Raw genomic sequence first — 24,792 nt, 5'->3', positions numbered from 1 at the left:
CCGGATGCGTCGACGCATCCGAGATTTTCCGTCAACGGAAAATCGCCGCCCGACGCCAACAGGCGGATGCTTGCCGCAAGGCAGGGGTTGGCCTATGCAGGGACAAAGCAAGGCAGAGCAGATGCGCATACTCATTACCAACGATGACGGGATCAACGCGCCGGGGCTGAAGGTGCTCACGGAGATCGCCCATGATCTGGCCGGGACCGATGGCGAGGTCTGGACGGTCGCCCCCGCGTTCGAACAATCCGGCGTTGGCCACTGCATCAGTTACACCCACCCGATGATGGTCAGCGAAATGGGCGAACGCCGCTTTGCCGCCGAAGGCAGCCCGGCGGATTGCGTTCTGGCCGGATTGCACGATGTCATGTTCGACGTCCCCCCGGACCTTGTGCTGTCGGGCGTCAACAGGGGCAACAATTCGGCCGAGAACGCGCTATACTCCGGCACACTGGGCGGCGCGATGGAAGCCGCTTTGCAAGGCATCCCCGCAATTGCCCTGTCGCAATATTACGGCCCCGACAACGCGCAGGCCGACGACCCGTTCGAAGCGGCCCGCCTTCATGGCACCGACGTGATCCGGCGGATTCTTGCCCATGATCCGCAAGGACAGGATGGCTACCGATTGTTCTACAACGTGAACTTCCCACCGGTGCCTGCCGCTGCCGTCAATGGAACAAGGATCACACCGCAGGGCATCCGCAACGGCACGCGCTTTTCCGTGGAGCCGCACAATTCGCCCTCTGGTCGGCGCTTCCTGTGGATCAAGGGCGGCGATCAGCGCGCGCCGACAGCACCGGGCAGCGACGCGTCGGAAAACCTGGCCGGATATATCAGCGTCACACCGATGCGCGCCGATCTGACCGCCCATGAACAACTTGACGCGATGCGGGACGCCTTTCGCTGATGGAAAACGCGGAACTCAAGATGCAGTTCCTCTATGCGCTCCGGTCGCGCGGCGTGACCAATGCCGCCGTGCTCACCGCGATGGAGCAGGTCGACCGCGCGCCGTTTATCCGGGGTTATTTCGCCGAACGCGCCTATGAGGACATGCCGCTTCCCATTGCCTGCGGTCAAACGATCAGCCAGCCCTCGGTGGTTGGTCTGATGACACAGGCACTGGAAGTCACCGCCCGCGACACCGTTCTCGAGGTGGGCACCGGGTCGGGGTATCAGGCCGCGATCCTGAGCCAGCTGGCCCGCAGGGTCTACACGGTGGATCGCCATCAGCGCCTGGTGCGCGAGGCACGCGAGGTGTTCGACCAATTGGGCCTGACCAATGTGACCGCCTTCACCGCCGATGGCAGTTTCGGCTTGCCCGATCAGGCGCCCTTCGACCGCATCCTTGTCACCGCAGCTGCAGAAGACCCACCCGGACCGTTGCTGGCGCAGCTCAAGGTGGGGGGAATCATGGTGCTGCCGGTGGGCCAATCGGACGCCGTTCAGCACCTGATCCGGGTGCGGCGCACGCCTGACGGGCTGGATTACGATGAATTGAGGCCAGTGCGTTTTGTTCCACTGGTCGAAGGGGTGGCCCGCGACGGATAAAGCGGGCATACTATGGAGGCATGACGCTTGGGGGACAACCGGCGCATTTGAGGAAATCGACATGGCACATCTTTCACGTTCCTTTCGTTCCGGCCTTCAGGTTGGCACCAGTCTGTCGCTGCTGGCGCTGCTTGCGGCCTGTTCCGAACCTCTTGATCTTGATATGCGCGGCGTCCTGAACGGCGGCTTCAACACGGCAGACGCCGCCCGCGCCGCAACCGCGCCCCGGCCCGACCCGGACAACCGCGGCGTGATCTCGTATCCGACCTACCAGGTGGCCGTGGCACAGCGCGGCGATACGCTTGCGACGCTTGCATCGCGCGTCGGCCTGCCCGCATCAGAGCTTGCCCGCTACAATGGCGTGCAGACCGGCGATCCGCTGCGTGCCGGCGAAATCATCGCCCTGCCCCGCCGGGTCGCGGAACCGTCCCCAGCCACAGGAGCGGCGACAACCGGTCCGATCGGCGCACCCTCGGACATCGACATCACAACCCTGGCAAGTGATGCCATCGAACGCTCGACTCCCACCCCGACGCAACGGGCCACGCCCCAGGATGGAAACGAGCCGATCCGCCACCAGGTCAAACGCGGCGAAACCGCCTTTACCATCTCGCGGCTTTACAACGTGTCCGTGCGTTCGCTTGCAGAGTGGAACAGTCTGGACAGCAATTTCACGCTGCGCGAAGGGCAGTACCTGCTGATCCCCGTCGTCACCCAGGCCGCAGCGCCCCGCGAAGACGCTCCGATTGCTCCGGGAAGTGGGTCGCCGACACCGGAACCCCCGTCCGCGTCGCAGCCCCTGCCCGAAGAAACGCCAGCCCCGGCGGCCGCCACACCAGCCGCCACAGCCAAGCCGGTTGCCAATGTCGGCACCCAGACTGCCGCCAGCGCGTCAAACGCCGCGATGAGCTATCCGGTGCAGGGCAGCATCATCCGCGAATACGCCAAAGGCCGCAATGATGGCATCGACATCGGCGCTTCGGTGGGCACAACTGTCACGGCCGCAGCCAGCGGTCAGGTCGCCGCGATCACCCGCAACACGGACGGAATCAATATTCTCGTGATCCGCCATCCCGACAACCTGCTGACCGTCTACACCCATGTCGACAATATCTCGGTTGCCAAGGGCGATGCCGTCAGCCGGGGACAGTCAATTGCAAAAGTGGCCGATTTTGAACCGGCGCGGGTGCATTTCGAGGTGCGCAAGGGCTTCGACAGCGTGGATCCTATGGGTTACCTTCGCTGACGTCGAAGCGTATCGCGGGCTCAGGGACCGTTCTGAGGAACCCGCCTCAGCCCATTTCCAGGGCTTTGCCCAAACGGGGCAAACGTGCCTTTTTCAGCAGCTTGCGCAGCTCCCAGGGTCGATCCGACAATCGGTTCGCCTCGGTATGTACTTTGCTCACCGCATCGGACACGGCCTCTGGCGCACTGGCATGAAGCCCAAGCAGAAACGCGTCCGGATCGGATCGCGACACCCCTTCTTCAGCAAGAATGTTGCGTGGAAAATCCTTGGCGTTGACCGTCAGGATCACATCTGCATGCCCGGCAATCGCAGCCGCCAGAACATGGATGTCATTGGCATCCGGCAGCCACAGTCGACCCATCAAGGAAGGCGTCGGGGTCACCTTGGCTTTGGGCCAATGGGCGGACACCATCGCGATCTCGGCATCTGCCTGAACCTGCCCCTGCGGACCCAGCTTGGCTGCCGCGCGGGACCATTCGCCCAGAATACGTTCCGACCAAAGCGGTTCGAACAGGCCCTGCGCCGCCACTCCCAACACCACTTCGCGCATCACCGTCGGGTAAAGCACACATGTGTCGAGAAGAACCTTCACAGCCGGAAGAACAACGCTTTGAGGTAACCCGATTCCGCCAGTTGCGGCAGCAACGGATGATCTGGTCCCGCCTGCCCGGTATGGATCAGTTGCGCCCTGCGCCCGGCGCGTCCGATGCCCCGCAGGCAGGCCCCCGTAAAGGCCGTGAGGTCCACCGCGTGTGAACAGGAGCACAGCACAAGAAAGCCGTCTTCGGCCACCAGCGGGGCCGACAAACGGGCGATCCGCTCATAGGCGCGCAGACCGGCCTCGCGCGCCTTGTGCGAAGGCGCAAAGGAAGGCGGATCACAGACCACCAGTTCAAAGTGTGTGTTTTCATCGCCAAGCGCCGTCAGCACGTCAAAGGCATCGCCTTTGGTGGTGGTCAGCTTGTCCTCGGCCCCCATCTTGCGCGCGCCTTCGGTCGCCAGCGCAAGCGCCGCTTCCGAACCGTCCACGCAATGCGTCTGCATCGCGCCTCCGGCCAATGCGGCAAGGCCAAAGCCCCCAACATGGGAAAAGACATCCAGCACCCGTGCGTCCCTTGCCAGTTGCGCCGCAAAGGCGTGGTTTGGGCGTTGGTCAAAGAACAGGCCGGTCTTCTGCCCGCCCAGCAGGTCGGCCATGTAGGTGGCTCCGTTCATCTCGACCGGGAGCGCCGCATCGGGCGCGTCCCCAAGCAGTACCGCATCCACATCATCCAGCCCTTCCAGAGACCGACCCCTCCCACCAGCGTTCTTGAGGATGGTTGTCACGCCGGTCACGTCGGCGAGCGCCGCCGCGAGATCCTCCAACAGAACGTCTGCCCAGGCGGCGTTCGGCTGAATCACGGCTGTATCGCCGAAACGGTCGATGATCACACCGGGCAATCCATCCGCTTCGGCATGCACCAAACGATAGAAGGGCGTCGGAAACACCCGATCGCGCAGGGACTGCGCTTTGCGCAGACGGGTCGCAAACCAGTCCTGATCCGGATGGGCCGCATCCGGGCCATCCAGCACGCGGCCGATGATCTTTGAATTCGGGTTCACCGCGACAAGCGCCAGCGGGCTGCGCTCGGCGTCTTCCAGCACCGCAATCGTGCCGGGAGCAAGCGATCTGGTGCGGCGGTCGGTGACCACTTCGTTGAAATACACCCAAGGATAGCCGCGCCGAATGGCTTGCGGTTTGGTTTTGGGCAGAAGCCGGATAACGGGCAAAGGGGACAGTGTCATACCGCCCCCTTTACGCCCCTCGCATCCAAGGGGAAAGCCCGTCTTGCAGGTTCAAAGATCGTTGATCTGCTGCAGAAGACCCAAATTCGCATTCACATGTCCGCCGGGCACTGTCAGTTCCTCGACAAACACCCGTGTCAGATGGGCGATGATGCGCGCTTTCTGGGTCTCGCCGCGCGCATCCGCGGCCATCGCGGTCTGCCCGGCCAACGCTTCAAGATCGGCGCTGACATCTTTGGTCTGCCCGATCTGCATTCCGGTCTGCACATCCATCAGTCGGTATTTGAAGTCGATGTCATGCACACCACCAACAGAATAGCGCGCCTTTTCAGACAAGGCATGGAATCGCACAACCTGCACGTCCAGACGAACCGCCCGTGCGCCATCAACAATCGGGGCCGCGTTGCGCAAACCCGCCTCGAAGATCGCCTTGACCTGCTGATGCCGATCACCACGCGGGTCGCCGCGCCAGACGATATCCCCATGCGGATAATACAGATTGCGCTCACTCACCTTGAGCGACTCCGGCACCGTCACGCTATAGCTCGCGACCCGGACATCGGGCAAAACAAACCCCGGAAGGGTATCATCCGGCATCGCAGACCGCGTGGCCGACGGCGTGGCACCGCACGCGGTGAGCGTGACAGCCAAGATCAGGCCTGCCAGCATTTTGAATAATGACGTCATGTAGATGCCTCCTTTGCGGGGCGATTGCTCTTGTTCCTCGGGGGGTAAGATGCGCGCACAAATGGACCTGATCTGGGCAGAAACCGTACAATTTGCGGTAAATCCCCCTTTGGCCAAAGCCGCGCAGTGGAGGGAGATAGGCCTTTACTGTTAGCGCTAACCTCACTACATCATCCATAAACATTCCACTGATCTTGCGCGGAGGCATCATGGCACAATCGCTGAATGACACGATCAAACGGGTCACAGAACGTGTTCAGGAGCGCTCGGGACCGTCCCGCGGCCGCTATATGGAGCGGATGCGGCAGGCCGCTGCCGAAGGGCCACGCCGCGCACATCTGAGCTGTGGCAACCAGGCCCACGCCTATGCCGCGATGGGCCCGGATCAGGACAAGCTGGCCACCGAACGGGCGCCCAATATCGGCATCGTCACGGCTTATAACGATATGCTGTCGGCGCACCAACCTTTTGAAACCTATCCCGATATCATCCGCAAGGCGGCCCGCGCCGCAGGAGGCACCGCACAGGTGGCCGGTGGCGTGCCTGCCATGTGCGATGGCGTGACCCAAGGCCAGGTCGGAATGGAGCTGTCGCTGTTTTCGCGCGATGTGATCGCCTTGGCTGCCGGTGTCGCGCTGAGCCACAACACCTTCGACTCAGCGCTTTATCTTGGCGTTTGCGACAAGATCGTGCCGGGCCTCGTGATCGCTGCCGGAACCTTTGGCTATCTTCCGGGCATTTTCCTTCCTGCGGGACCGATGCCGTCGGGTCTGCCGAATGACGAAAAGGCCAAGGTGCGGCAGAAATTCGCCACGGGCGAAGTTGGTCGTGATGAATTGATGAAGGCCGAGATGGCATCTTATCACAGCCCCGGCACCTGCACTTTTTATGGCACGGCGAACAGCAACCAGATGCTGATGGAATTCATGGGCCTGCACCTTCCCGGCGCGTCTTTCGTCAATCCCGGCACAGATCTGCGCGAAGCCCTGACAGTGGCGGGCACTGAACGGGCGCTTGAAATCACCCAACTGGGCAATGATTACCGCCCGGTCTGCGACGTGCTGGACGAAAAGGCGTTTGTAAACGGGATCGTCGGGCTGATGGCGACAGGTGGATCAACCAACCTTGTGCTGCACCTGCCCGCGATGGCGCGTGCAGCCGGGGTCGAACTGCGGCTCGAAGACTTCGAAGAGGTTTCCTCGGTCACGCCACTGATGGCCAAGGTCTATCCCAACGGTCTGGCGGATGTGAACCATTTCCACGCCGCCGGTGGTCTGGGTTACATGATCGGCGAACTGTTGGGCCACGGCCTGCTGCACGAGGACGTCAAGACCGTTGCTGGCGATGGTCTCGGCCTTTACAGTCAGGAACCCAAGATCGCCGATGGCCGCGTGGTCTACGGCCCCGGCGCAGGCGAAACGCAGAACGACAAGATCCTGCGCCCCGCCAGTGATCCGTTTCAGGCCACTGGGGGTCTGAAACAGCTCGAGGGGAATCTTGGCAAAGGCATGATGAAGACCTCTGCCGTTGCAGCAGAGCGCCACATCATCGAGGCCAAGGCCCGCGTCTTTCACGATCAGGGCGATGTGAAAGTTGCGTTCAAGAACGGCGAATTCACCGAAGACACGGTGGTGGTCGTCCGTTTCCAGGGGCCAAGTTCGAACGGGATGCCGGAACTCCACAGCCTGACACCCACGCTTGCGGTGCTGCAGGATCGCGGCCTCAAGGTGGCGCTGGTCACGGACGGGCGCATGTCGGGCGCCTCCGGCAAGGTGCCATCCGCCATCCACGTTTCGCCCGAAGCCGCAAAAGGCGGCCCCTTGGCGCGCGTGCGTGACGGGGATATGGTGCGTGTTGACGCGGTCAGCGGGCGGATCGACTGCCTTGCCGAAGACTTTGACACACGCGAACCCGCCACAGCGAATCTGAGCGGCAACGGTCACGGAGTCGGGCGCGAGTTGTTTGAAACCTTCCGGGCGAATGTTGGTCTTGCCGAATACGGGGCCGGTGTCGTCGTTTAAAGTATCGCGTCAAGAACAGCCCTTAAACAACAGAGAAGCAATATGATTACGCCTTTGGAAGCCAGCGTCGAAAGCGAAAAACTATGCCGTCTTGCGCCGATCATCCCGGTGCTGGTGGTTGACGACGCCCGCGTCGCGCGCCCCTTGGCAGAGGCCTTGGTTGCAGGTGGACTGCCTGTGCTTGAGGTGACGTTGCGGACGGACGCCGCGCTGGACGCGATCCGCGAAATGGCCAAGGTCGAGGGCGGTGTGGTTGGCGCGGGCACCTTGCTGACGCCGTCGGATGTGCAGGCCGCCGTGGCGGCCGGGGCGCGGTTCGGTGTGTCTCCGGGGGCAACCGACCGTCTGCTGGACGCCTGTGAAGCGGCTGATCTGCCGCTGCTTCCGGGCGCGGCGACCGCCTCCGAAGCGATGGCCCTGCTGGAACGCGGTTACACCGTCCAGAAATTCTTTCCCGCCGAGGCCAGTGGCGGCGTCCCCGCCCTAAAGGCGATCGGAGCGCCGATCCCGCAGGTGCGGTTCTGCCCGACGGGGGGCGTGTCTCTCAAAAATGCGCCCGACTATCTGGGCCTTGCCAACACGCTCTGCGCCGGGGGAAGCTGGGTCGCGCCGAAAGACCTTGTGACAAAGGGGGACTGGAAAGCGATCGAGGAACTGGCCCGCGAAGCGTCTCAACTCGCGCGGTAAGAGCGGGAAAGCACCTTTGAAGGCGCTTGATCAAGGCGTTTGAAACGCCTTTCAACCCCCACCCTGCGACATGGGCACGGAACGCCTTCAAAGGCTTTCCCGAGACGTTTCTAAAAGTCTCGACAACTTGCCACTGTCAGACCGGAATCAGGCCTGCAATTCGGCATCCCAATACAGAAAATCCATCCAGCTGTCGTGCAGATGGTTGGGCGGAAACTTGCGTCCCATGTTCAACAATTCCTGCGCCCCCGGCTGGCGCGGTGGTTTGCGCAGTGCAAGTCCGGCCTGGCGCAGGCTTTTTGACCCTTTGCGCAGATTGCACGGCGCGCAGGCTGCCACAACGTTCTCCCAAGACGTGATTCCGCCTGACGCGCGCGGTACAACGTGATCAAAGGTCAATTCGCCCTTCGCCCCGCAATACTGGCAGCGGAATTCATCCCTCAAAAAAAGATTAAAGCGCGTGAAGGCCACGCGCTTTTGCGGTTTGACATAATCCTTGAGCACCACGACGCTTGGTATTCGAAGCGTCATCGACGGGCTGCGGACCACCTCGTCATACTCGGCGACGATGTCGACTCTGTCGAGAAACGCCGCCTTGACGGCGTCCTGCCACGGCCAGAGCGACAGCGGATAATAGGACAAGGGCCTGTAATCCGCGTTCAGCACAAGCGCCGGGTGGTGTCGCAACGCCCCCGGTTCACGCACAAAAGCTGTTCTGAAATTACCATCCATCGGGGGACTCGTCTCCTGCCCTGTCTGCCTGTTTCAGCGCCAGGACGGGAGCCCCGCCCCAATCTCTTAACAACACTATATATCGCGGAAGCAAACGGACAACCCCCGCAATATGCAGTATGTGTCAAAGCCGTACCGGATGGAAATGACGGTTCCATGACAGGTCCGTCAATCCGGAATGGAAAACACCTGCCCGGGATAGATCAGATCAGGGTCGCGAATGCGATCCCTGTTGGCTTCGAACACCTTCACATAGGCCAGGCCTTCGCCGTATCTGTCGCGCGCAATCGCCCAGAGCGTGTTGCCGGGCTGGACCGTGACCACCCGTATGACGGATGCGCCCTCTGCACGCGCCGCGGCGGCCGCCAGGACAGCCGGGTCTTCGCGACGGAACGGGCTTTCGATACGAGAGGTCACGTCACCGGACGGGCCCACCGCATCGACTCGCAAGGTATAGGTCCCGCTGTCCACATCCGGCAATTTCGCGCGCCACTGCCCGTCCGCACCGATCTCGGCGGTCAGAACCGGCTGGTTGTCGAGGTAGACACGGACAAATTCATTCGCCGTGCCCCGACCGGACAGCGCGACCGCACCGGCATCTTCGTAGGTGATCGCATCCAGCGCGATCTGGTCCAGGATCTCGGGGGATGCGCCACCCGATTGCAACACATTCACACCGGACTCTGTAGAGAGGATCACTGCGGGAGCAGCAGGCGCCTGGGCAAGGGCCGGTTCGCTCACCTCGGACATCGGACTTGGAACCTGGGTGGTCTGCTGTGTGTCGACGTCAGGCTGGGCCGTCCCCACAAGGCGCGGGGCCGCTGTTGCGATAGAGGGCGCAGCGGCGGGATCATCTCGTGTTGCCGTGGTCGGCTGCGCAACCGGCGCATCGCGCTCGGTCGCCGCGTTCACCTCCACGGACGGTTCTTGGGCTGCTGTGGTGTCACTTTCTGATGGCACGGATGCGACTGAAGCAGTCTCTGTCTCTTCGTCATCCTCGGGCAAGGGTGCACTTTCAACGGATGCATCGTCCTGCGGTAACGGTGCCGGATTCTGAGCTTCTGCCACACGCATGACCGGCGCAAGGATGACCTGATCCGCACTTTCGATCTGACCGGCCTCCCCGTCCGACACAAGGCTGACAACGCGCGGGGCATCGCTTGGAGGCACGTCAAGGAAGGCTACAAACTTGCCAGACCCATCGACCTCGGCACGGCCGCTTTCGGCACCGTCAATCAGGATGACCACTTCGCGCGCACCCGGCGCGCGACCTGCGACCAGTGTCTGGCCATCCGGGGCCACGCGCACGATATCAAAAGCCGGCGCGGGCGTCGTCGGGGCATCGGGCTCCATGACAGGAACGTCAGGTTCTTCAGCGGGTGTCTCGGTCACACCTTCGGCGGGCTCTTGCACAGGATCCACTTCGTCGGCGGCGCTGTCCTCCTGAACCGGCGCAGGGTCCACAACAACCGGTTGCGGGCTCGCCTCTACGGGGTCCGGTGGTGCGGCGGGCTGAGCGGTGTCGGGGTTCACCGCACCCTGCTCTGCCGGCGTGTCCGGCTGTGATGTCGGGAACACCAACCCGCTGGTGAACATCGCCAGAAGCACAGCCCCTGCCGCTGCCACACCCCCCAGAATGATCCCGGAGGGGCCGTTTCCCTTAGCCAGTTTGCGCATCTTACCCCAAGTGTTTGCAAGAGACCGGCGTTTTGCCATTCCTGCAGTTGAGCGTGTCTATCAACGCAGGTATCACGAGGCAACTTCCCAGCCCTTGTCAAGGACGCCCCCCCATGATCGCCAAATCCATCTGTGTCTATTGCGGCTCACGTCCGGGCCGAAACCCGGCCTTTACCCACGAGGCTGATGCATTGGGTCGCGCCATCGCCGTCGAAGGGTGGCGTCTGGTTTACGGTGCCGGGGATGTCGGGCTGATGGGGGCAACCGCCCGCGCCGCGCAAGAGGCCGGAGCGGATACGTTCGGCGTGATCCCGACGCATCTTCTGGACCTCGAAGTCGGGAAGACAGACCTCACCCGTTTCGTGATCACCGAAACCATGCACGAGCGCAAAAAGGTCATGGTGATGAACGCCGATGCCATCGTGGTCCTGCCCGGCGGCGCCGGATCGCTCGACGAGTTCTTCGAAGTGCTGACATGGCGACAGTTGGGCCTGCACGGCAAACCGATCATCCTGCTGAGCGTCGAGGATTACTGGGCGCCGCTGTCGGCGTTGCTTGATCACGTTGTGGATCAGGGGTTTGCCGATGCGTCCCTGCTTGGGTTCGTGGAAACCACCACCTCGGCTTCGGACACCATCACAGCCTTGCGCCGCGCCTTGTCCTGATGGAACGCGCTGCCTGAATAGATCGCGAGCGCAGTCCAGATCAGGGCGAAGGCGACAAGGTGAATCGGGCCGAACGGTTCGCCAAAGATTGCCACGGCACAGAAGAACTGAAGCGTCGGATTGATATATTGCACAATCCCCACCGTCGACATGGTCAAGCGCCGCGCGCCGAAGGAAAACAGGATCAACGGCAAAGCTGTCAGAGGCCCGGATGTCATCAGAAGCGCGCTTTGCACCGCGTCTGCGCCGTAGACTCCGCCCTGCCCGAAATGCAGATGGATCAACCACCCGACGGCAATCGGTGACAGGATCAGCACCTCGACCGCCACCGATACCACCGGCCCCAGATCGAGCCGTTTTTTGACCAGCCCATACATGCCAAATGACAGGGCAAGAACAAGCGATATCCACGGCACGATGTGCAACCCGATGGTCAGTGACAATACCGCAATTCCGGCCAACGTGATCGCGCTCCACTGCGCCAGGCTAAGCCGTTCGCCAAAAGCCAGCCGTCCCAGAAGAACCGCCACCAGAGGAAAGATGTAATACCCCATCGACGCCTCGGTCGCCCGGTCGACCTGGATCGAAAAGATGAACAGAAACCAGTTGGTCGAGATCATGATCGCCGCAAAGGCAATGACCCGGATCGACGCCCAGGATGACACCGCGCCCCACAAGATGCGCAAGCGGCGCTGAAGCGTCAGCACAATCGCGAAGAAGCCGAAGGACCACAGCGTCCGGTGTGCCAGGATCTCAAGCGGGGGAACGTCGGTGAGAGCCTTGTAAAAAAGCGGCGACAACCCCCAGATGGTGCAAGCAGCAATCAGGGCAAGAACGCCTTTTTGGGTGTCTGTCATGGGAAGGTCCTCTTGCGCCCTGCGGTATCGGCTGCGGCAAGGAACAGCAAGAGGCCGCCGGGACGTTCTGCTGGTCCGGCTGTGGCCACTCACCAGAGACGCAAAGACCGTGTCTTTGGGTCAACGATTGAGAAACGCCCCGCCGATGTTTCTTGTTTTTCGGTGACGCATTGCAGGAATGCAGCTGGCAAGGAAACGGCCCGCTACTTTTCATTGGAGCCACCCCGCGGCCACAAACGACAAGGCCCCGCCAGTATGGCAGGGCCTCGTGTAGTCGATATGTACCCAATGCGACCGGATCAGGCCTTGGACAGACGCTCGGCCACGTTGTCCCAATTGACAAGATTGTCGAGGAAGTTGGCGAGGTATGCCGGACGCTTGTTGCGGAAGTCGATGTAGTAGCTGTGCTCCCACACGTCGCAGCCCAGAAGGGCTTTCTGGCCAAAGCAGACCGGGTTCACGCCGTTCTCGGTCTTGGTGACCTTGAGCGTGCCATCGGTGTCAACCACCAGCCACGCCCAGCCGGAACCGAACTGGCCCGCGCCTGCTGCGCTGAACGCTTCCTTGAATTTCTCGACCGAGCCGAATGCGTCGTTCAGACGGATTTCAAGCTCGCCCGGGATGTCGTTGACGTCCGGGCCCATCATTTCCCAGAATTGGTTGTGGTTCCAAAGCTGGCTGATGTTGTTGAAGATGCCATTCTGGGCCACCGCGTTGGCGTCGTATGTGCCCTTGATGATCTCTTCGAGGGACTTGCCCTCCCACTCGGTGCCAGCAATGGCCTTGTTGCCGTTGTCGACATAAGCCTTGTGGTGGATGTCGTGGTGATACTCGAGCGTCTCTTTGGACATGCCCTTGCTGGCCAGCGCGTCATGGGCGTAGGGCAGATCAGGAAGTTCGAAAGCCATAATGGAGGTCCCCTCGTTGGTGCGTCATATTACACAGGCATACCTGATGTGGCGCACCGGCAAGGTCAAGCCCAGCTGCGCGCCAATCGGGGAATATTCCAGCCTGTCAGGGCAACAACGCGTCAACCGGTGAAATGGTTCACTGCGGACGCATCGTCGGCGGCATTTCTCAGAATCCCGAACATGTAGCCCGCAACCGACCGGAAACAGACCACCCGCGCGGAGTGGGCATCGTCCATCCAGAACGCGCCAGCGACCTGCGCCAGACGTGTGCGGCGCACCATGCCGGGCTTGAACGCGTCGGGTGACATATCGACCGGGGCCAGCTTGGCGATCACCTCGCGCAGCATCGTGCCCTTGAGTTGGAAGACCGCACGCGCGTCCGAGACATTGACGACCAGCGCATGGGCGTCAGCCAGCTTGGCGGCCAATTCATCGGCCTTTTGCTGCGCCACGACATACGGGCAAAGCAACAACGCCTCGTCGGGTGACATCCACAATGCGCCCTGTGCGCCGTCAAACGCAGTCTCGCGGGTGCCGGGAAGCGTTACGCCGAAAACATCTTTCACCGCCTTGATGATTGCGGTGTCGGCCAGATCACCGCGCACCGTCACCATGCCCTGCCCGGCCAGTTCATTGACCTGCACCAGACCGTCAAAGGATGCGCCGCCAAGCGCCAATGCTACGTCAGACATTCTGCTTTTCCCCCTCGGGATCAAAGAAGACCGCGTTCACGATTTTCGCCTTGATGGTGTCATCGCCCCCCGCTGTGAACTCGATCACGTCGCCCATGCGATCCGGCCCGTTGAGCACCAGCCCCATCGCGATGCCCTTGTCCAAAGTCGGGCTGTGATAGGTCGAGGTGACGCGCCCTTGCGTGTTGCGTTGGCCGTTTTCGTTGCTGCCATCGGCAATTGCGTAGGCGCCGTCCATTAGGGTTGACCCATCGAGCGTTTCAAGCCCAACCAGTTTCCAGCGCTTGGGATCTGTCATGTGCGACCGGGCTTGCGCACGCTTGCCGATATAGTCGTCCTTTTTCTTGGAAATCGCCCAGTCGAGGCCAAGGTCTTGCGGGATCACCGTGCCGTCGGTTTCGTCACCGATCATGATGAAACCCTTTTCGGCGCGCATGATGTGCAGCGCTTCGGTGCCATAGGGGGTGATGCCCCACTCTTTGCCAGCCTCAAGCAGCGTGTCCCAGAAGGCGCGACCCAGATTGGCGGGTACAGCGATTTCGTAGCTGAGCTCGCCCGAGAACGAGATGCGGTAGACGCGCACCGGGAAGCCGGCCAGTTCTCCGTCCTTCCACTCCATGAAGGCGAGATTGTCTTTCGACACGTCCATGCCGCCCAGCTTTTCCAGCAGCTTGCGGGCATTCGGGCCAACCACGGCGACCTGTGCCAATTGCTCGGTCGCATTGACGGTCCAGACCTTGAAGTCCCACCATTCGGTTTGCAGCCATTCCTCCATATGGGCATGGATGCGATCTGCTCCGCCGGTGGTGGTGTGGCACAGGAATGTGTCTTCGTCGATCCGCGCAACAACGCCGTCATCCGACAGGAAGCCGTTTTCCGAACACATCAGACCGTAGCGGCATTTGCCCACTTTCAACGTGCTCATCATGTTGGTGTAGAGCATGTCGAGAAACTTGCCCGCATCGGGGCCCTTGACGATGATCTTGCCAAGGGTCGAGGCGTCGAGAAGACCCAGACTGTTGCGGGTCGCCAGCACTTCGCGGTGGACCGCATCCTTGATGCTTTCGCCCGCCTTGGGGAAGGCATAGGCGCGGCGCCAGTGGCCGACCGGCTCCCAATGCGCGCCGTTGGCCTCGTGCCAGTCGTGCATCGGCGTCTTGCGGATCGGCTGGAAAATCTCGCCGCGCGCCTCACCTGCAATCGCCCCCATCGAGATGGGGGTATAGGGCGGGCGGAACGTGGTGGTGCCGACCTTTGGAATGTCTTCACCCAGTGCATTCGCAAGGGTCGCAAGACCATTGACGTTGCTCAGCTTTCCCTGATCGGTCGCCATGCCAAGCGTGGTGTAGCGCTTGGTGTGTTCGACGCTTTCGAACCCTTCCTGCGCAGCCAGTTGTACGTCGGACACTTTGACGTCGTTCTGATAATCAAGCCACGCCTTTGAGCGCAGTTTGTAATGCGCGCCCTGCGGCATCATCCAGACCGGGGCAAGCGGGGCTTCTTCTGGTGCGTCTGCGGTTGGAACAGCGGGGTCGCTTCGTTCTGCACCCACACGATCGGCTGCTGTTTTACCAGCGTTTGCAGCACTTTGCAGGACGCTCTTCAGGTTTGATTCACCGTCGGCCGCGCCTGCGGTGATCACAAAGGGATTGCCATCATGACTTGTCGGCGCGCGGGAATGATCGGGGCGGAAGGCCGCCTGGGCGGCGTCCCAATTCAGCTTGCCGCCACAATGCGACCAGAGGTGAACCACCGGCGACCAGCCGCCGGACATGGCCACAGCGTCGCAGAAAATCTCCTCTAACACCACGCCTTCGCCCGCCTGCACGCCGCGACAGACGGAATGTACCCGTTTCGCGCCCTTGACCTTGACCGCCGCGGCACCGGTTTCGACCCGGATGCCAAGCGCCTTGGCGTCGTCCATCAGCGCGCCGCCGCCATTGGGGCGCGCGTCAAGGATCGCGGGAACCTTGAGTCCCGCCTGCACCAACGCGATGGCGGTGCGGTAGGCGTCGTCATTGTTGGTGACAACCACGGTGCGGTCACCGGGGCTGACTCCGTAGTTCACGAGATAGTCGCGCACGGCGGAGGCCAGCATCACGCCGGGGATGTCATTGCCCGCGAAGGACAATGGCCGTTCGAGTGCGCCCGTGGCCGTGATGATCTGGGCGGCACGGATGCGCCAGAGGCGATGGCGCGGGCCGGCAACTTCGGGCGCGTGATCGGTCAGGCGTTCGTAGCCCAGAACGTAGCCGTGATCGTAAACCCCCGCCCCCATCGTGCGGGTGCGGACCTGCACGTTGGGCAGCGCGTCGAGTTCTGCGCGGGCCTTGGTGACCCACGCTTCGGGCTCCATCCCGTCGATTGTGCCGCCATCGACCGGCGCGCGGCCCCCCAGTTGGGCGGTCTGTTCCAGCAACAGCACCTTGGCCCCGGCGCGGGCAGCCGTGAGGGCGGATTGCAGACCGGCAACACCGCCGCCGATCACCAGAACATCGGTGAAGGCGTAGAAATGCTCGTAGCGGTCGGCATCACGCGCGTCCTTGTCGGGGGCTTTGCCCAGACCGGCGGAATGGCGGATGAACGGTTCGTAGATGTGTTTCCAGAACGGTCGCGGATGGATGAACATCTTGTAGTAGAAGCCCGCGCTCAGGAACCGTGAGAGCGTGTTGTTGACGATGCCGACATCGTAATTCAACGACGGCCAGTGGTTCTGGCTGGTGGCGGTCAGGCCATGGAAAATCTCGGTTGTGGTGGCGCGCTGGTTCGGCTCGAACCTGTCGCCCTCGCCCAGACCCACCAGTGCGTTGGGTTCTTCCGACCCCGACGCCACGACGCCGCGCGGGCGGTGGTATTTGAAGCTGCGGCCCATCAGCATCTGGTCATTGGCCAGAAGCGCGGAGGCGAGCGTGTCGCCCTGGTAGCCCTTCAGCAGGGTGCCGTTGAACTTGAACGACACAGGCCGGTCGCGGTTGATCAGGCGGCCCTGGGTTTGAACGCGGGTGCTCATAAGTCAGACCTTGGCGATTGCGGAAGCGTCGGAGCCTCCGGCGGGAGTTTTCTTGGCAAGGTGAAGGGTCATGCGATGTCCCTCCATGTGAAGCCGGGGCGTTTGGCGCGGATGGTGTCGAGCAGGTCGTTCGGGGGCTCGGTTGTCTGGGCGCTGTAGGTGCCGAAGACTTCGAGCGTCGCGGTATCGCGCGCGGCGTGGAACCACTTGCCGCAGCCGTTCACATGGCGCCAGCGTTCGAAATGGACCCCTTTGGGGTTTTCGCGGTGGAACAGGTAGCTGGTGAAATCGGCGTCCGAGCTGTCGGGGCCAAAGCGCGTCAGGTGCGCTTCGCCGCCACCGTGGAGTTCGGTTTCTTCAGCGGCCACGCCGCAATAGGGGCAATTAATGAGCAGCATTTAGCTTATCCCAGATCATTTGGCCAAATCCCCATTGCAGGGTGAACACGACCGATAGAAGTACTTCCCAAAAGAGCAAAGAGTCTGATTTTTGCTGGGTGTCATCGTAGTTCTGCAAAGATTGCTTAACTACTTCGCCAGCCTTCTCGAAATCCTCTTTACCCTCTGGGTTGTTGGCGAAGGCACGCAATACCATCATGTCTGCAACGGCCACGGAAATAGAAAAGTTCTCGAAAGCGACTTGCCTTTCTCCTTCGCGACGAAACAGCGCAAAAGCCGATAGAACCGCAGCAACGCCCACTGCACCCGCATTTTGGAAGAGCGTGCTATCGCCTAGATATACCGAAATCAAAACAAGCAAAACGTACGCCAACACAACAATGATGACACCTATTCTACTCGCCAAAACAGCCCAAGTTTTTGGCGCTTTTTTGGGAAAGGTCATCTTGACTGTCAATGCGCCACCCCCGCCGCCACGCTCTCATCAATGAACCGACCCTCGCGGAAGCGCTCCAAGCCAAACTCAGCCGTCAGCGGCGAGTGGCCCTTGGCGATCAGTTCAGCCATGCCCCAGCCGGAACCGGGGATTGCCTTGAAGCCGCCGGTGCCCCAGCCGCAGTTGATGAAGCAGCCCTCCAAAGGCGTCTTTGACAGGATCGGCGAGCGGTCGCCGGTCATATCGACGATGCCGCCCCACCAGCGCAGCATCTTGAGGCGCGAGATCATCGGGAAGGTCTCGACCAGCGCGCGGACGGTTTCCTCGACATGGTGGAACGACCCGCGCTGGGTGTAGTTGTTGTAGCCATCCGCGCCGCCGCCGATGACCATTTCGCCCTTGTCGGACTGGCTCATGTAGCCATGCACGGTGTTGGCCATGACCACCACATCCATGCAGGGCTTGATCGGCTCGGAGACCAGCGCCTGAAGCGCGACGGATTCGATCGGCAGGCGAAAGCCCGCCATTTCGGCCAGCACGCCCGAGTGACCGGCCACGACGATGCCGAGCTTGTCGCAGTCGATCTCGCCCTTGGTGGTGGTCACGCCCTGCACTCGACCTTCGGACTGGCGCACAGCGGTGACTTCGCATTGCTGGATGATGTCCATGCCCATGTCCGAGCACGCGCGAGCATAGCCCCAGGCGACGGCATCATGGCGCGCGGTGCCGCCACGGGGCTGCCAGAGTGCGCCAAGCACCGGATAGCGCGGGCCTTTGAGTTCGATGATCGGGCAGAGGCGCTTGACCTCGGCGGGGCCGATGAATTTCGTCTCGACCCCTTGCAGGTTGTTGGCGTGCGCGGTGCGCTGATAGCCGCGGATCTCGTGTTCGGTCTGGGCCAGCATCATCACGCCACGCGGGGAAAACATGACGTTGTAGTTCAGGTCCTGGCTCAGGGTCTCGTAGAGGCCGCGCGCCTTTTCGTAGATCGCGGCAGAGGGATCCTGAAGGTAGTTGGATCGGATGATGGTGGTGTTGCGGCCGGTGTTGCCGCCGCCCAGCCAGCCCTTTTCGATCACCGCCACGTTGGTGATGCCAAAATTCTTGCCAAGGTAATAAGCGGTGGCGAGGCCATGCCCCCCCGCGCCCACGATCACCACGTCGTATTTCTTCTTCGGCTCGGGCTTGCGCCAGGCGCGTTCCCAGCCCGTGTGGTGGCGGACAGCTTCGCGGGCGACGGCAAAGGCGGAATAGCGTTTCATAAGGGCGACTCGGAGCTTGGGTGATCTGACGGATATGTGGACTGAACTGGGGTCGGCGAGGATACGCGCAGCGCCCTTTTACCGTGTTTTTGCGACATGGCGCTTTGTCACGGGGTTTTGCCCTTTTTTCAAGCGGCTTGCGCCTATACATGACATCGAAACAAGCTGCGGATATTCTCAAGATGACGTTTTTCTGGATCGCTACTGTTGTTCTGGCCTTCGCGATGGCGGGTCTTCTGGTTCTGGCGCTGATCCATGGGCAGCGCAATACTGGCCCGGCCGAAGCGTTCGATGTGCAGGTTTACCGCGATCAGTTGAACGAAGTGGACCGCGAGGTGCAGCGCGGGGTGATTTCGCAGGAAGACGCGGAGCGGCTGCGGACCGAAATTTCGCGGCGTATCCTGAGTGCGGATTCCAAGGCGCAGGCCAGCGGTGACGGCGGCGCACAGCCCCGGACACTGGGTTTCGCCACGGCGGCGTTGATCGGAGCGGTTGTCGTTGGCGGCAGCTATTGGCTTTATGCGCAATTGGGCGCACCCGGATATGGCGACCTGAGCCTTGCGGCGCGTATCGAAATGGCCGAGGCCGCGCGCGAAAACCGCCCGTCGCAGGCCGAGGCGGAATCGCAGATGCCGACCACGGACGCCCCCGAGATCCAGCCCGAATATGCTGCCCTTGTGCAGCGCCTGCGCGGAGCAGTGGCAGAGCGGCCGAGAGACTTGCAGGGGCATGTTCTTTTGGCGCGATCCGAGGCGGCGATGGGAAATTATACCCAAGCTTACGCAGCGCAGGAACAGGTCTTGTCGATCAAGGGGGAGTCCGCGAGTGCCAAGGATTACGCGGATCTGGCGGATATGATGGTTCTGGCGGCGGGTGGCTATGTGTCTCCCGAGGCAGAGCGGGTGCTGGAGGCCGCCCTGACGCGCGATCCACAGAACGGCGTGGCACAGTATTACATCGGGCTGATGATGTCACAGACCGGCCGTCCGGACGTGGCGTTCCGGTTGTGGGATCGTCTGTTGCGTCAAAGCCCGCCGGGTGCCGCATGGTTGCCGCCGATTTTGGCGCAGATCGAAGAGATGGCCTATCGCGCCGGGGTCTCGGATTACCAGGTGCCAAGCGTTGCGGGCCTGCCCGGACCAAGCGCCGAGGACATGGATGCGGCCGGCGACATGAGCGCCGAGGACCGTCAGGACATGATCCGGGGCATGGTGGCGCAATTGTCTGACCGGCTGGCCACCGAGGGTGGAACCCCCGAAGAATGGGCGCGACTGATCTCGTCGCTTTCCGTGTTGGGCGACGAGGCGCAGGCCATCGCGGTCTGGAACAACGCGCAAGAGGTGTTTGCCGACAATCCGGACGCGCTTGGGATTGTGCGTGAAGGCGCACGGGCTGCCGGATTGGTGTTGTAAACCATTGATCCACGACGATATCTCTGAATTTGCAGGGTCTCTGCCCGCGATGCGCGCGATTGCCGGGTTGGACCTTGGCACAAAGACCATCGGGGTTGCGGTGTCGGACGGGATGCGCAGCGTGGCGACGCCACTTGAGACGGTGAAGCGGCGCAAGTTCGGTCTGGATGCAGAAGCGCTGCTGGTGATCCTGACCAAGCGGGACATCGCCGGGCTGGTGCTGGGATTGCCGCGCAACATGGACGGGTCCGAGGGACCGCGCTGCCAGTCCACCCGCGCCTTTGCCCGCAATTTCGCGGCGCTCTGGGATCGTCCAATCACGTTCTGGGACGAACGTCTGTCCACGGTTGCGGCAGAAAGAGCACTGCTGGAGGCGGATACGACACGCAAACGTCGCGCAGAGGTGATCGACCACGTCGCGGCAAGCTATATCCTGCAAGGGGCGCTGGACCGTTTGCGCCATATCGAGGCTGGGGCATGAAGGAGCGTGCAGCGATGAAAGACGACATCTGGAGCCGCGACGAAATCGAAAGCCCGTGTGTGCAGCTGTGTATGATCCATCCCGAAACGCGGCTTTGTTCGGGATGTGCCCGGTCAATTGACGAGATCACGCGCTGGTCAAAGATGACGCCCGAAGATCGCCGGTCGGTGATGGCAGAACTGCCCAATCGCGAGAAAGCCCCGACAAAGCGGCGCGGTGGACGCGCGGCACGGTTGCTGCGTTAGCCTTTACAGACAGAAAAACCGGGGCCAAAGGCCCCGGTTTTTCAAATCTTTGATCGTCAGACCCCAAGTCAGTCGAGTTCAAGCACACAGGTGCAGAACGCCTTGGCTTTCTTGTGCGCTTTGGCGCTGACCTTGAGGTTGTAGAGGATCTGGTAGGTGTTGTCCTCTTTGGTGAGGCAACACGCGGTCACCTCGGTCGCCTGCGGGGCTTCGGCGCAGAATTTGCGGCCCAGGTAATACATGTCGGGCTGCACATCCGCTGTGAACATCGCGCGGCGATGGCCGTTCTCATCCGTGACGCACTTGACCTTTGGACACGCCAGCGCCGTTGCGGGTGGTGGCACAAGGTTGGTCGCCGGACGCGGTTCCCTCGGATCCTTGTTCTCATCCGGCGGTATTGGCGGCGGCGGCGGTGGCGGCGGCGGTGGCGTGGTCGGCCGTTCGAATGTCGGCTTTTCGTACGCCGGCGGCTCTGGCGGAAGATCGCGTGCCAGCGCCGGTGACGCGATCAGAGCGAAAATCAGCAGGGCAAGTCTCATATCATTTCCCTCTTTGAACCGCTTACACTACGGCTTTGTCTAGCATGGGTCCGCGCCGTGGAGAAGTCACACGTCACGGCGCGGTATCTTGTTATCCTGATGTATCAGGCGGCCGCAGCGGTCAGGATGCTGACGCTTTCGACGACGAGGATCTGGTCAAGCGAGACCTCCCCGGCTTCAGATGCAATCACCACAACGGTCTGACCATTGGCTTGAACCAGCGTGTCGCCGCTTTCTTCGTCGGTTTCGAGCGAAATCGAGGTATCACCCGAGGTGCCGACCGGTACGGAAACGATCACAACCTCGTCGGATTCAAGATCGAAGACCACGGGCGCATTGTCAGGGTCGACCCAGGTGCCGGTGTAGAAGATATCGCTTCCGGTTTCACCGTAGGCCATATCGCCACTGCCCATCTGCAGCTCGTCATTCCCCTCTCCACCAAGCAGAACATCCGGATCATCCAGGTCCTGGGCTTCGATCATGTCGTCAGTGTTGCCGTCCCAGATTCCGAAGATCTGGTCATTGCCTTCACCACCGTCGAGCGTATCCGCTCCGGCGCCGCCAACAAGGGAATCGTCGCCTGCGCCATCCATGATGCTGTCATCGCCATCGTTGCCAAAGAGCGAGTCATTCCCTGCGCCGCCGAACATCGTGTCATCGCCGTCGCCACCAACAAGCTGGTCATTGCCTTCCTGGCCGTCCATCACATCATTGCCGGCATCGCCAAACATGGTGTCATCGCCAAGACCGCCAAACAGCTCATCGTCTCCGGTGCCGCCTGCGACAAGATCATTGCCATCATTGCCGTTCAGCGCATCGTTGCCCGCGCTGCCGAACACCTGATCGTCACCGTCGCCGCCGACAACGCTGTCGTCACCGTCTTCGCCGTCAAGAATGTTCGCGCCTGCGTTTCCGGCGATCGAATCGTCGCCGCCGCCACCCACAACAGTGTCACTGCCGGTTGCAGCGGATATGCTGTCGCCTCCGTCGGTGCCGAACGTCACACCGTCAGATGTCACGACACCGTCACTGGAGCCACCGCCGGTGCCGCCATCAGTTCCGCCGGTTCCGCCGTCAGTTCCGCCAGTGCCGTCGTCAGGTCCACCGTCAGTTCCGCCGGCGCCATCAGTGCCGTCGCCTGTTTCAGTGCCGTCGCCACCGTCTACACCATCGCCGCCCCCGCTTGTGTCGGAGTCGTCGTCGTCATCATCACCAGTATCGGCGAACACACTGGCGGTGATACCCAAAAGCGTGAGAGCCAAAAGCGCTGCAAGTTCCATAGCACGTTAATCCCAAGATTACCGAATGGCCTTCAACTTACGCGTGGCAGGTCATGCCCCCCAAACAAAATCGTCAATTTTAATGGTATTGTCCGGAATTGCGCGACAGTCGATTTCCGAGGGCCGGGATTGTCGCGGCCTTGCTTGTGGAATGTGGCGGTGCCTTATTTTTGCCTTATCCAGATCGGGCCCGGCGCAGGTGATTCAGGGCGTAGATATGCAACCATGCGCCCATCCCGCGATGCGGTGGCCGCCGCCTGCCACGGGGCCACGCCATGCAGCAGGAACGGGCTGAGCAGAACCGCCTCGCCCGGACGTGTAAAGAGCGGAGTCCGCCGGCAGGTGGCAAAGACCTCCTTGCGGGCATCCTGATAAACCTCGGTGATATCGGTGCTCCCCCAATCGGCATCGGGGATGTCACCCAATGCGTTGATCATCGCGGATTGAAGAATATGATGACTGCCCTCCCAGACCACCAAGGGGCTGGCGCCCGGTGAGGTTTCGGTCAATGGCAGACCAAGGATCCAGTCATGCCGGTCCCGCAGAAAACGCCGTTTTGGAGATCCTTCGGCCAGCACACCGTCCATATGCGCCGCATCCCTGTTGCGCCTGTAGCGAAACGCGGCGTCACTCTCGTCCGCGCGCGGACGTGGATAACCGGGATAGGTGATCGACACCTGCGCCGGGTGCAAATCATCGCGCGCACCGATCCGTTCAGCCGCCGGACCGCAAAGCGGCACCCCCGCAACACAGCCATCCGGTGCCGATGGCAACACATCGACACCGACGAACCAGGTGCCCTCGCATTGCAGCCATTGTGCCACCAAGTCGGGGTGCTGCACGATATCCCGTGCCTCCCGGCGCGCCGTCTGCGACCAGCGATAGGTTTGCGCGTTCCAGTCTAGCTGCCAATACCCCCGGTCCGGCCAATCGGTGAGCATGGCGTCACCCTGCCAGACTGTCAGGCTGGTGCATCCTGTCGAGCGCCTCGTCCAGGAGCGCAACCGACGCGTCCGGGCGATTGGCCTTTTCCGACAAGACCCGACGCCATGTCCGCGCACCCGGTTGCCCGGCAAACAGCCCCAGCATGTGCCGCGTGATCTGATGCAGCTTTCCACCTTGCGCAAGATGCGATTCGATATAGGGGCGCATCTTCGCAATAACGTCTTCGCGGGTCACAACAGCGCTCTGCGCTCCGAACACCCGTTGGTCGACCTCGGCCAGAATGTCCCAAGGCCGATGATACGCGGCCCGCCCGATCATCACACCGTTCATGCCGCGCGCGATCAGCGCCTGTGCATCGCCCAGCGTCTCGATTCCCCCGTTGATCGACATCGGCAGGTCTGCGAACCGCTCTGCCATCTTAAGGACGAGGTCGTAATCAAGCGGTGGAATGTCCCGGTTTTCCTTGGGCGACAGCCCCTGCAACCACGCCTTGCGCGCGTGGATGATCAGGTAGTCGCACCCGGCATCCTGCACCTGCGCTATGAAATCCGGCAGTGTTCGCGCCGGATCCTGATCATCCACGCCGATCCGGCATTTCACAGTGACCGGCACATCGACCGCCGCCTTCATCGCCTTGACACAGTCGGCCACCAGCCCCGGCGATTTCATCAGAACCGCCCCAAATGTGCCCGACTGCACCCGATCTGACGGACAGCCGACATTGAGATTGATCTCGTCATAGCCCGCCCCGGCCCCCATCCGCGCCGCCTCGGCCAGCTCCTGCGGATCGGACCCACCTAGCTGCAGCGCGACCGGGTGTTCCGCGGGATTGTATTGCAGCAAATGCACCGCCCCACCCCGCACCAACGCAGGAGACGTCACCATTTCGGTGTAGAGCAAGGAATGCAAACTGATCTGACGGTGGAAGACCCGGCAGTGCCGGTCGGTCCAATCCATCATCGGGGCCGTGGATAATATAGCGTGTTGATTTATTTGCATTTTTTTGTACCTTCAAACTGTTGGCTTTGGGGCCTGCTACGCTGGAATACGCCCCAATATCCCCGAATTTCCCCCTCTACGACGACTCATTGCACACATGAGCCGCACACGAAAATGGCCTCCATCACCAAGCTCCCCTCCGGTGCATACCGGGTCCAGATCAGACGAAAGGGCCGCTACGCGAGCGAGACGGCCCGAAGCCGTGACGACGCCCATCGTTGGGCCCGCCAAGCTGAGACCCGGGTCGATCAGGGGCTGGCGCCGAACAAGTCGTCCG

Annotated in this window: 25 protein-coding genes; 9 read left to right on the top strand and 16 right to left on the bottom strand. The window is 61.8% G+C overall.

What is annotated here, in order from left to right; translation table 11 throughout:
* Positions 1–121 precede the first annotated feature (121 nt).
* From surE to ACTIEN_RS04495, 3 genes are all read left to right on the top strand, one after another.
* Positions 122–907, top strand: a complete 786-nt coding sequence (gene surE / locus ACTIEN_RS04505) for a 5'/3'-nucleotidase SurE (protein ID WP_439521914.1) — start codon at positions 122–124, stop codon at positions 905–907.
* Positions 907–1,548, top strand: a complete 642-nt coding sequence (locus ACTIEN_RS04500; RefSeq protein ID WP_439521913.1) for a protein-L-isoaspartate(D-aspartate) O-methyltransferase — start codon at positions 907–909, stop codon at positions 1,546–1,548. The genes surE and ACTIEN_RS04500 overlap by 1 nt, the downstream gene beginning before the upstream one ends.
* A 61-nt stretch (positions 1,549–1,609) precedes the next feature.
* Positions 1,610–2,794, top strand: a complete 1,185-nt coding sequence (locus tag ACTIEN_RS04495; protein ID WP_439521912.1) for a peptidoglycan DD-metalloendopeptidase family protein — start codon at positions 1,610–1,612, stop codon at positions 2,792–2,794.
* Positions 2,795–2,840: 46 nt separating this feature from the next.
* Here ACTIEN_RS04495 and ACTIEN_RS04490 read toward each other — a convergent pair whose 3' ends face one another.
* From ACTIEN_RS04490 to ACTIEN_RS04480, 3 genes are read right to left on the bottom strand one after another with little or no spacing between them, the layout of a single operon-like run.
* Positions 2,841–3,386 (bottom strand): RSP_2648 family PIN domain-containing protein, encoded by a 546-nt coding sequence (locus ACTIEN_RS04490; RefSeq protein WP_439521911.1) that lies wholly within the window; start codon positions 3,384–3,386, stop codon positions 2,841–2,843.
* On the bottom strand, positions 3,383–4,579 hold the full coding sequence (locus tag ACTIEN_RS04485) for an RSP_2647 family RNA methyltransferase (protein ID WP_439521910.1): 1,197 nt from the start codon (positions 4,577–4,579) through the stop codon (positions 3,383–3,385). The genes ACTIEN_RS04490 and ACTIEN_RS04485 overlap by 4 nt, the downstream gene beginning before the upstream one ends.
* 51 nt (positions 4,580–4,630) lie before the next feature.
* The gene (locus ACTIEN_RS04480; protein ID WP_439521909.1) at positions 4,631–5,266 is read right to left on the bottom strand and encodes a DUF6778 family protein; all 636 of its coding nucleotides are present in this window, start codon (positions 5,264–5,266) and stop codon (positions 4,631–4,633) included.
* A 209-nt stretch (positions 5,267–5,475) separates the two neighbouring features.
* Here ACTIEN_RS04480 and edd point away from each other — a divergent pair, with 209 nt between their 5' ends.
* Together edd and eda are read left to right on the top strand one after the other, a co-directional pair.
* On the top strand, positions 5,476–7,287 hold the full coding sequence (edd, locus tag ACTIEN_RS04475) for a phosphogluconate dehydratase (protein WP_439521908.1): 1,812 nt from the start codon (positions 5,476–5,478) through the stop codon (positions 7,285–7,287).
* Positions 7,288–7,329: 42 nt separating this feature from the next.
* Complete coding sequence (gene eda, locus ACTIEN_RS04470; protein ID WP_439521907.1) at positions 7,330–7,974, top strand: bifunctional 4-hydroxy-2-oxoglutarate aldolase/2-dehydro-3-deoxy-phosphogluconate aldolase; 645 nt, start codon at positions 7,330–7,332, stop codon at positions 7,972–7,974.
* 147 nt (positions 7,975–8,121) lie between these two features.
* On the opposite strand, the gene ACTIEN_RS04465 is transcribed toward eda, so the two are convergent.
* The gene (locus tag ACTIEN_RS04465) at positions 8,122–8,706 is read right to left on the bottom strand and encodes an HNH endonuclease (RefSeq protein WP_085632239.1); all 585 of its coding nucleotides are present in this window, start codon (positions 8,704–8,706) and stop codon (positions 8,122–8,124) included.
* A 168-nt stretch (positions 8,707–8,874) separates the two neighbouring features.
* Positions 8,875–10,383 (bottom strand): LysM peptidoglycan-binding domain-containing protein, encoded by a 1,509-nt coding sequence (locus ACTIEN_RS04460; protein ID WP_439521906.1) that lies wholly within the window; start codon positions 10,381–10,383, stop codon positions 8,875–8,877.
* Positions 10,384–10,496: 113 nt separating this feature from the next.
* On the opposite strand from ACTIEN_RS04460, the gene ACTIEN_RS04455 reads away from it, so the two are divergent.
* Positions 10,497–11,048: a TIGR00730 family Rossman fold protein gene (locus ACTIEN_RS04455; protein ID WP_439521905.1), complete on the top strand. Its 552-nt coding sequence runs from the start codon at positions 10,497–10,499 to the stop codon at positions 11,046–11,048.
* Here the strand turns inward: ACTIEN_RS04455 and rarD are convergent.
* From rarD to ACTIEN_RS04420, 7 genes are all read right to left on the bottom strand, one after another.
* Entirely contained in the window at positions 10,955–11,905 is a 951-nt protein-coding gene (gene rarD / locus ACTIEN_RS04450) for an EamA family transporter RarD (protein ID WP_439521904.1), read from the bottom strand. The two genes, ACTIEN_RS04455 and rarD, sit on opposite strands and share 94 nt — an antisense overlap.
* Before the next feature lie 299 nt (positions 11,906–12,204).
* Positions 12,205–12,813 (bottom strand): superoxide dismutase, encoded by a 609-nt coding sequence (locus ACTIEN_RS04445; protein WP_439521903.1) that lies wholly within the window; start codon positions 12,811–12,813, stop codon positions 12,205–12,207.
* Between the two features lie 122 nt (positions 12,814–12,935).
* Positions 12,936–13,508 carry a sarcosine oxidase subunit gamma gene (locus tag ACTIEN_RS04440; protein ID WP_439521902.1) on the bottom strand — a complete coding sequence of 191 codons (573 nt, stop codon included), beginning with the start codon at positions 13,506–13,508 and terminating at the stop codon, positions 12,936–12,938.
* Complete coding sequence (locus ACTIEN_RS04435; protein WP_439521901.1) at positions 13,501–16,518, bottom strand: sarcosine oxidase subunit alpha family protein; 3,018 nt, start codon at positions 16,516–16,518, stop codon at positions 13,501–13,503. The genes ACTIEN_RS04440 and ACTIEN_RS04435 overlap by 8 nt, the downstream gene beginning before the upstream one ends.
* 68 nt (positions 16,519–16,586) lie before the next feature.
* Positions 16,587–16,916: a sarcosine oxidase subunit delta gene (locus tag ACTIEN_RS04430; protein ID WP_439521900.1), complete on the bottom strand. Its 330-nt coding sequence runs from the start codon at positions 16,914–16,916 to the stop codon at positions 16,587–16,589.
* Positions 16,903–17,361 (bottom strand): hypothetical protein, encoded by a 459-nt coding sequence (locus ACTIEN_RS04425; protein WP_439521899.1) that lies wholly within the window; start codon positions 17,359–17,361, stop codon positions 16,903–16,905. The genes ACTIEN_RS04430 and ACTIEN_RS04425 overlap by 14 nt, the downstream gene beginning before the upstream one ends.
* Before the next feature lie 8 nt (positions 17,362–17,369).
* Positions 17,370–18,614 carry a sarcosine oxidase subunit beta family protein gene (locus ACTIEN_RS04420; RefSeq protein WP_439521898.1) on the bottom strand — a complete coding sequence of 415 codons (1,245 nt, stop codon included), beginning with the start codon at positions 18,612–18,614 and terminating at the stop codon, positions 17,370–17,372.
* 182 nt (positions 18,615–18,796) lie between these two features.
* Between ACTIEN_RS04420 and ccmI the strand changes: the two genes are divergently transcribed.
* Genes ccmI through ACTIEN_RS04405 form a run of 3 tightly spaced genes read left to right on the top strand, consistent with a single transcriptional unit; the run spans position 18,797 to position 20,752 of the window.
* The gene (gene ccmI / locus ACTIEN_RS04415) at positions 18,797–20,026 is read left to right on the top strand and encodes a c-type cytochrome biogenesis protein CcmI (protein ID WP_439521997.1); all 1,230 of its coding nucleotides are present in this window, start codon (positions 18,797–18,799) and stop codon (positions 20,024–20,026) included.
* A gap of 4 nt (positions 20,027–20,030) precedes the next feature.
* Entirely contained in the window at positions 20,031–20,507 is a 477-nt protein-coding gene (gene ruvX / locus ACTIEN_RS04410; RefSeq protein ID WP_439521897.1) for a Holliday junction resolvase RuvX, read from the top strand.
* Between the two features lie 14 nt (positions 20,508–20,521).
* Entirely contained in the window at positions 20,522–20,752 is a 231-nt protein-coding gene (locus ACTIEN_RS04405; protein ID WP_439521996.1) for a DUF1289 domain-containing protein, read from the top strand.
* Positions 20,753–20,820: 68 nt separating this feature from the next.
* Here the strand turns inward: ACTIEN_RS04405 and ACTIEN_RS04400 are convergent, their stop codons facing one another.
* The 4 genes from ACTIEN_RS04400 to dusA all read right to left on the bottom strand — a co-directional run bounded on the left by ACTIEN_RS04400 (position 20,821) and on the right by dusA (position 24,515).
* Positions 20,821–21,291: a hypothetical protein gene (locus ACTIEN_RS04400; protein WP_439521896.1), complete on the bottom strand. Its 471-nt coding sequence runs from the start codon at positions 21,289–21,291 to the stop codon at positions 20,821–20,823.
* Between the two features lie 104 nt (positions 21,292–21,395).
* Entirely contained in the window at positions 21,396–22,571 is a 1,176-nt protein-coding gene (locus tag ACTIEN_RS04395) for a calcium-binding protein (protein ID WP_439521895.1), read from the bottom strand.
* A gap of 164 nt (positions 22,572–22,735) precedes the next feature.
* On the bottom strand, positions 22,736–23,512 hold the full coding sequence (locus ACTIEN_RS04390; protein ID WP_439521894.1) for a hypothetical protein: 777 nt from the start codon (positions 23,510–23,512) through the stop codon (positions 22,736–22,738).
* 4 nt (positions 23,513–23,516) lie between these two features.
* Positions 23,517–24,515, bottom strand: a complete 999-nt coding sequence (gene dusA / locus ACTIEN_RS04385) for a tRNA dihydrouridine(20/20a) synthase DusA (RefSeq protein ID WP_439521893.1) — start codon at positions 24,513–24,515, stop codon at positions 23,517–23,519.
* Positions 24,516–24,792: the final 277 nt, after the last annotated feature.

This window comes from Marivita sp. (assembly GCF_051859345.1).
Classification (GTDB): Bacteria; Pseudomonadota; Alphaproteobacteria; order Rhodobacterales; family Rhodobacteraceae; genus Marivita.
The sequence above is the reverse complement of the archived record's forward strand: the minus strand, read 5'-3'. Positions and strand labels throughout refer to the sequence as shown.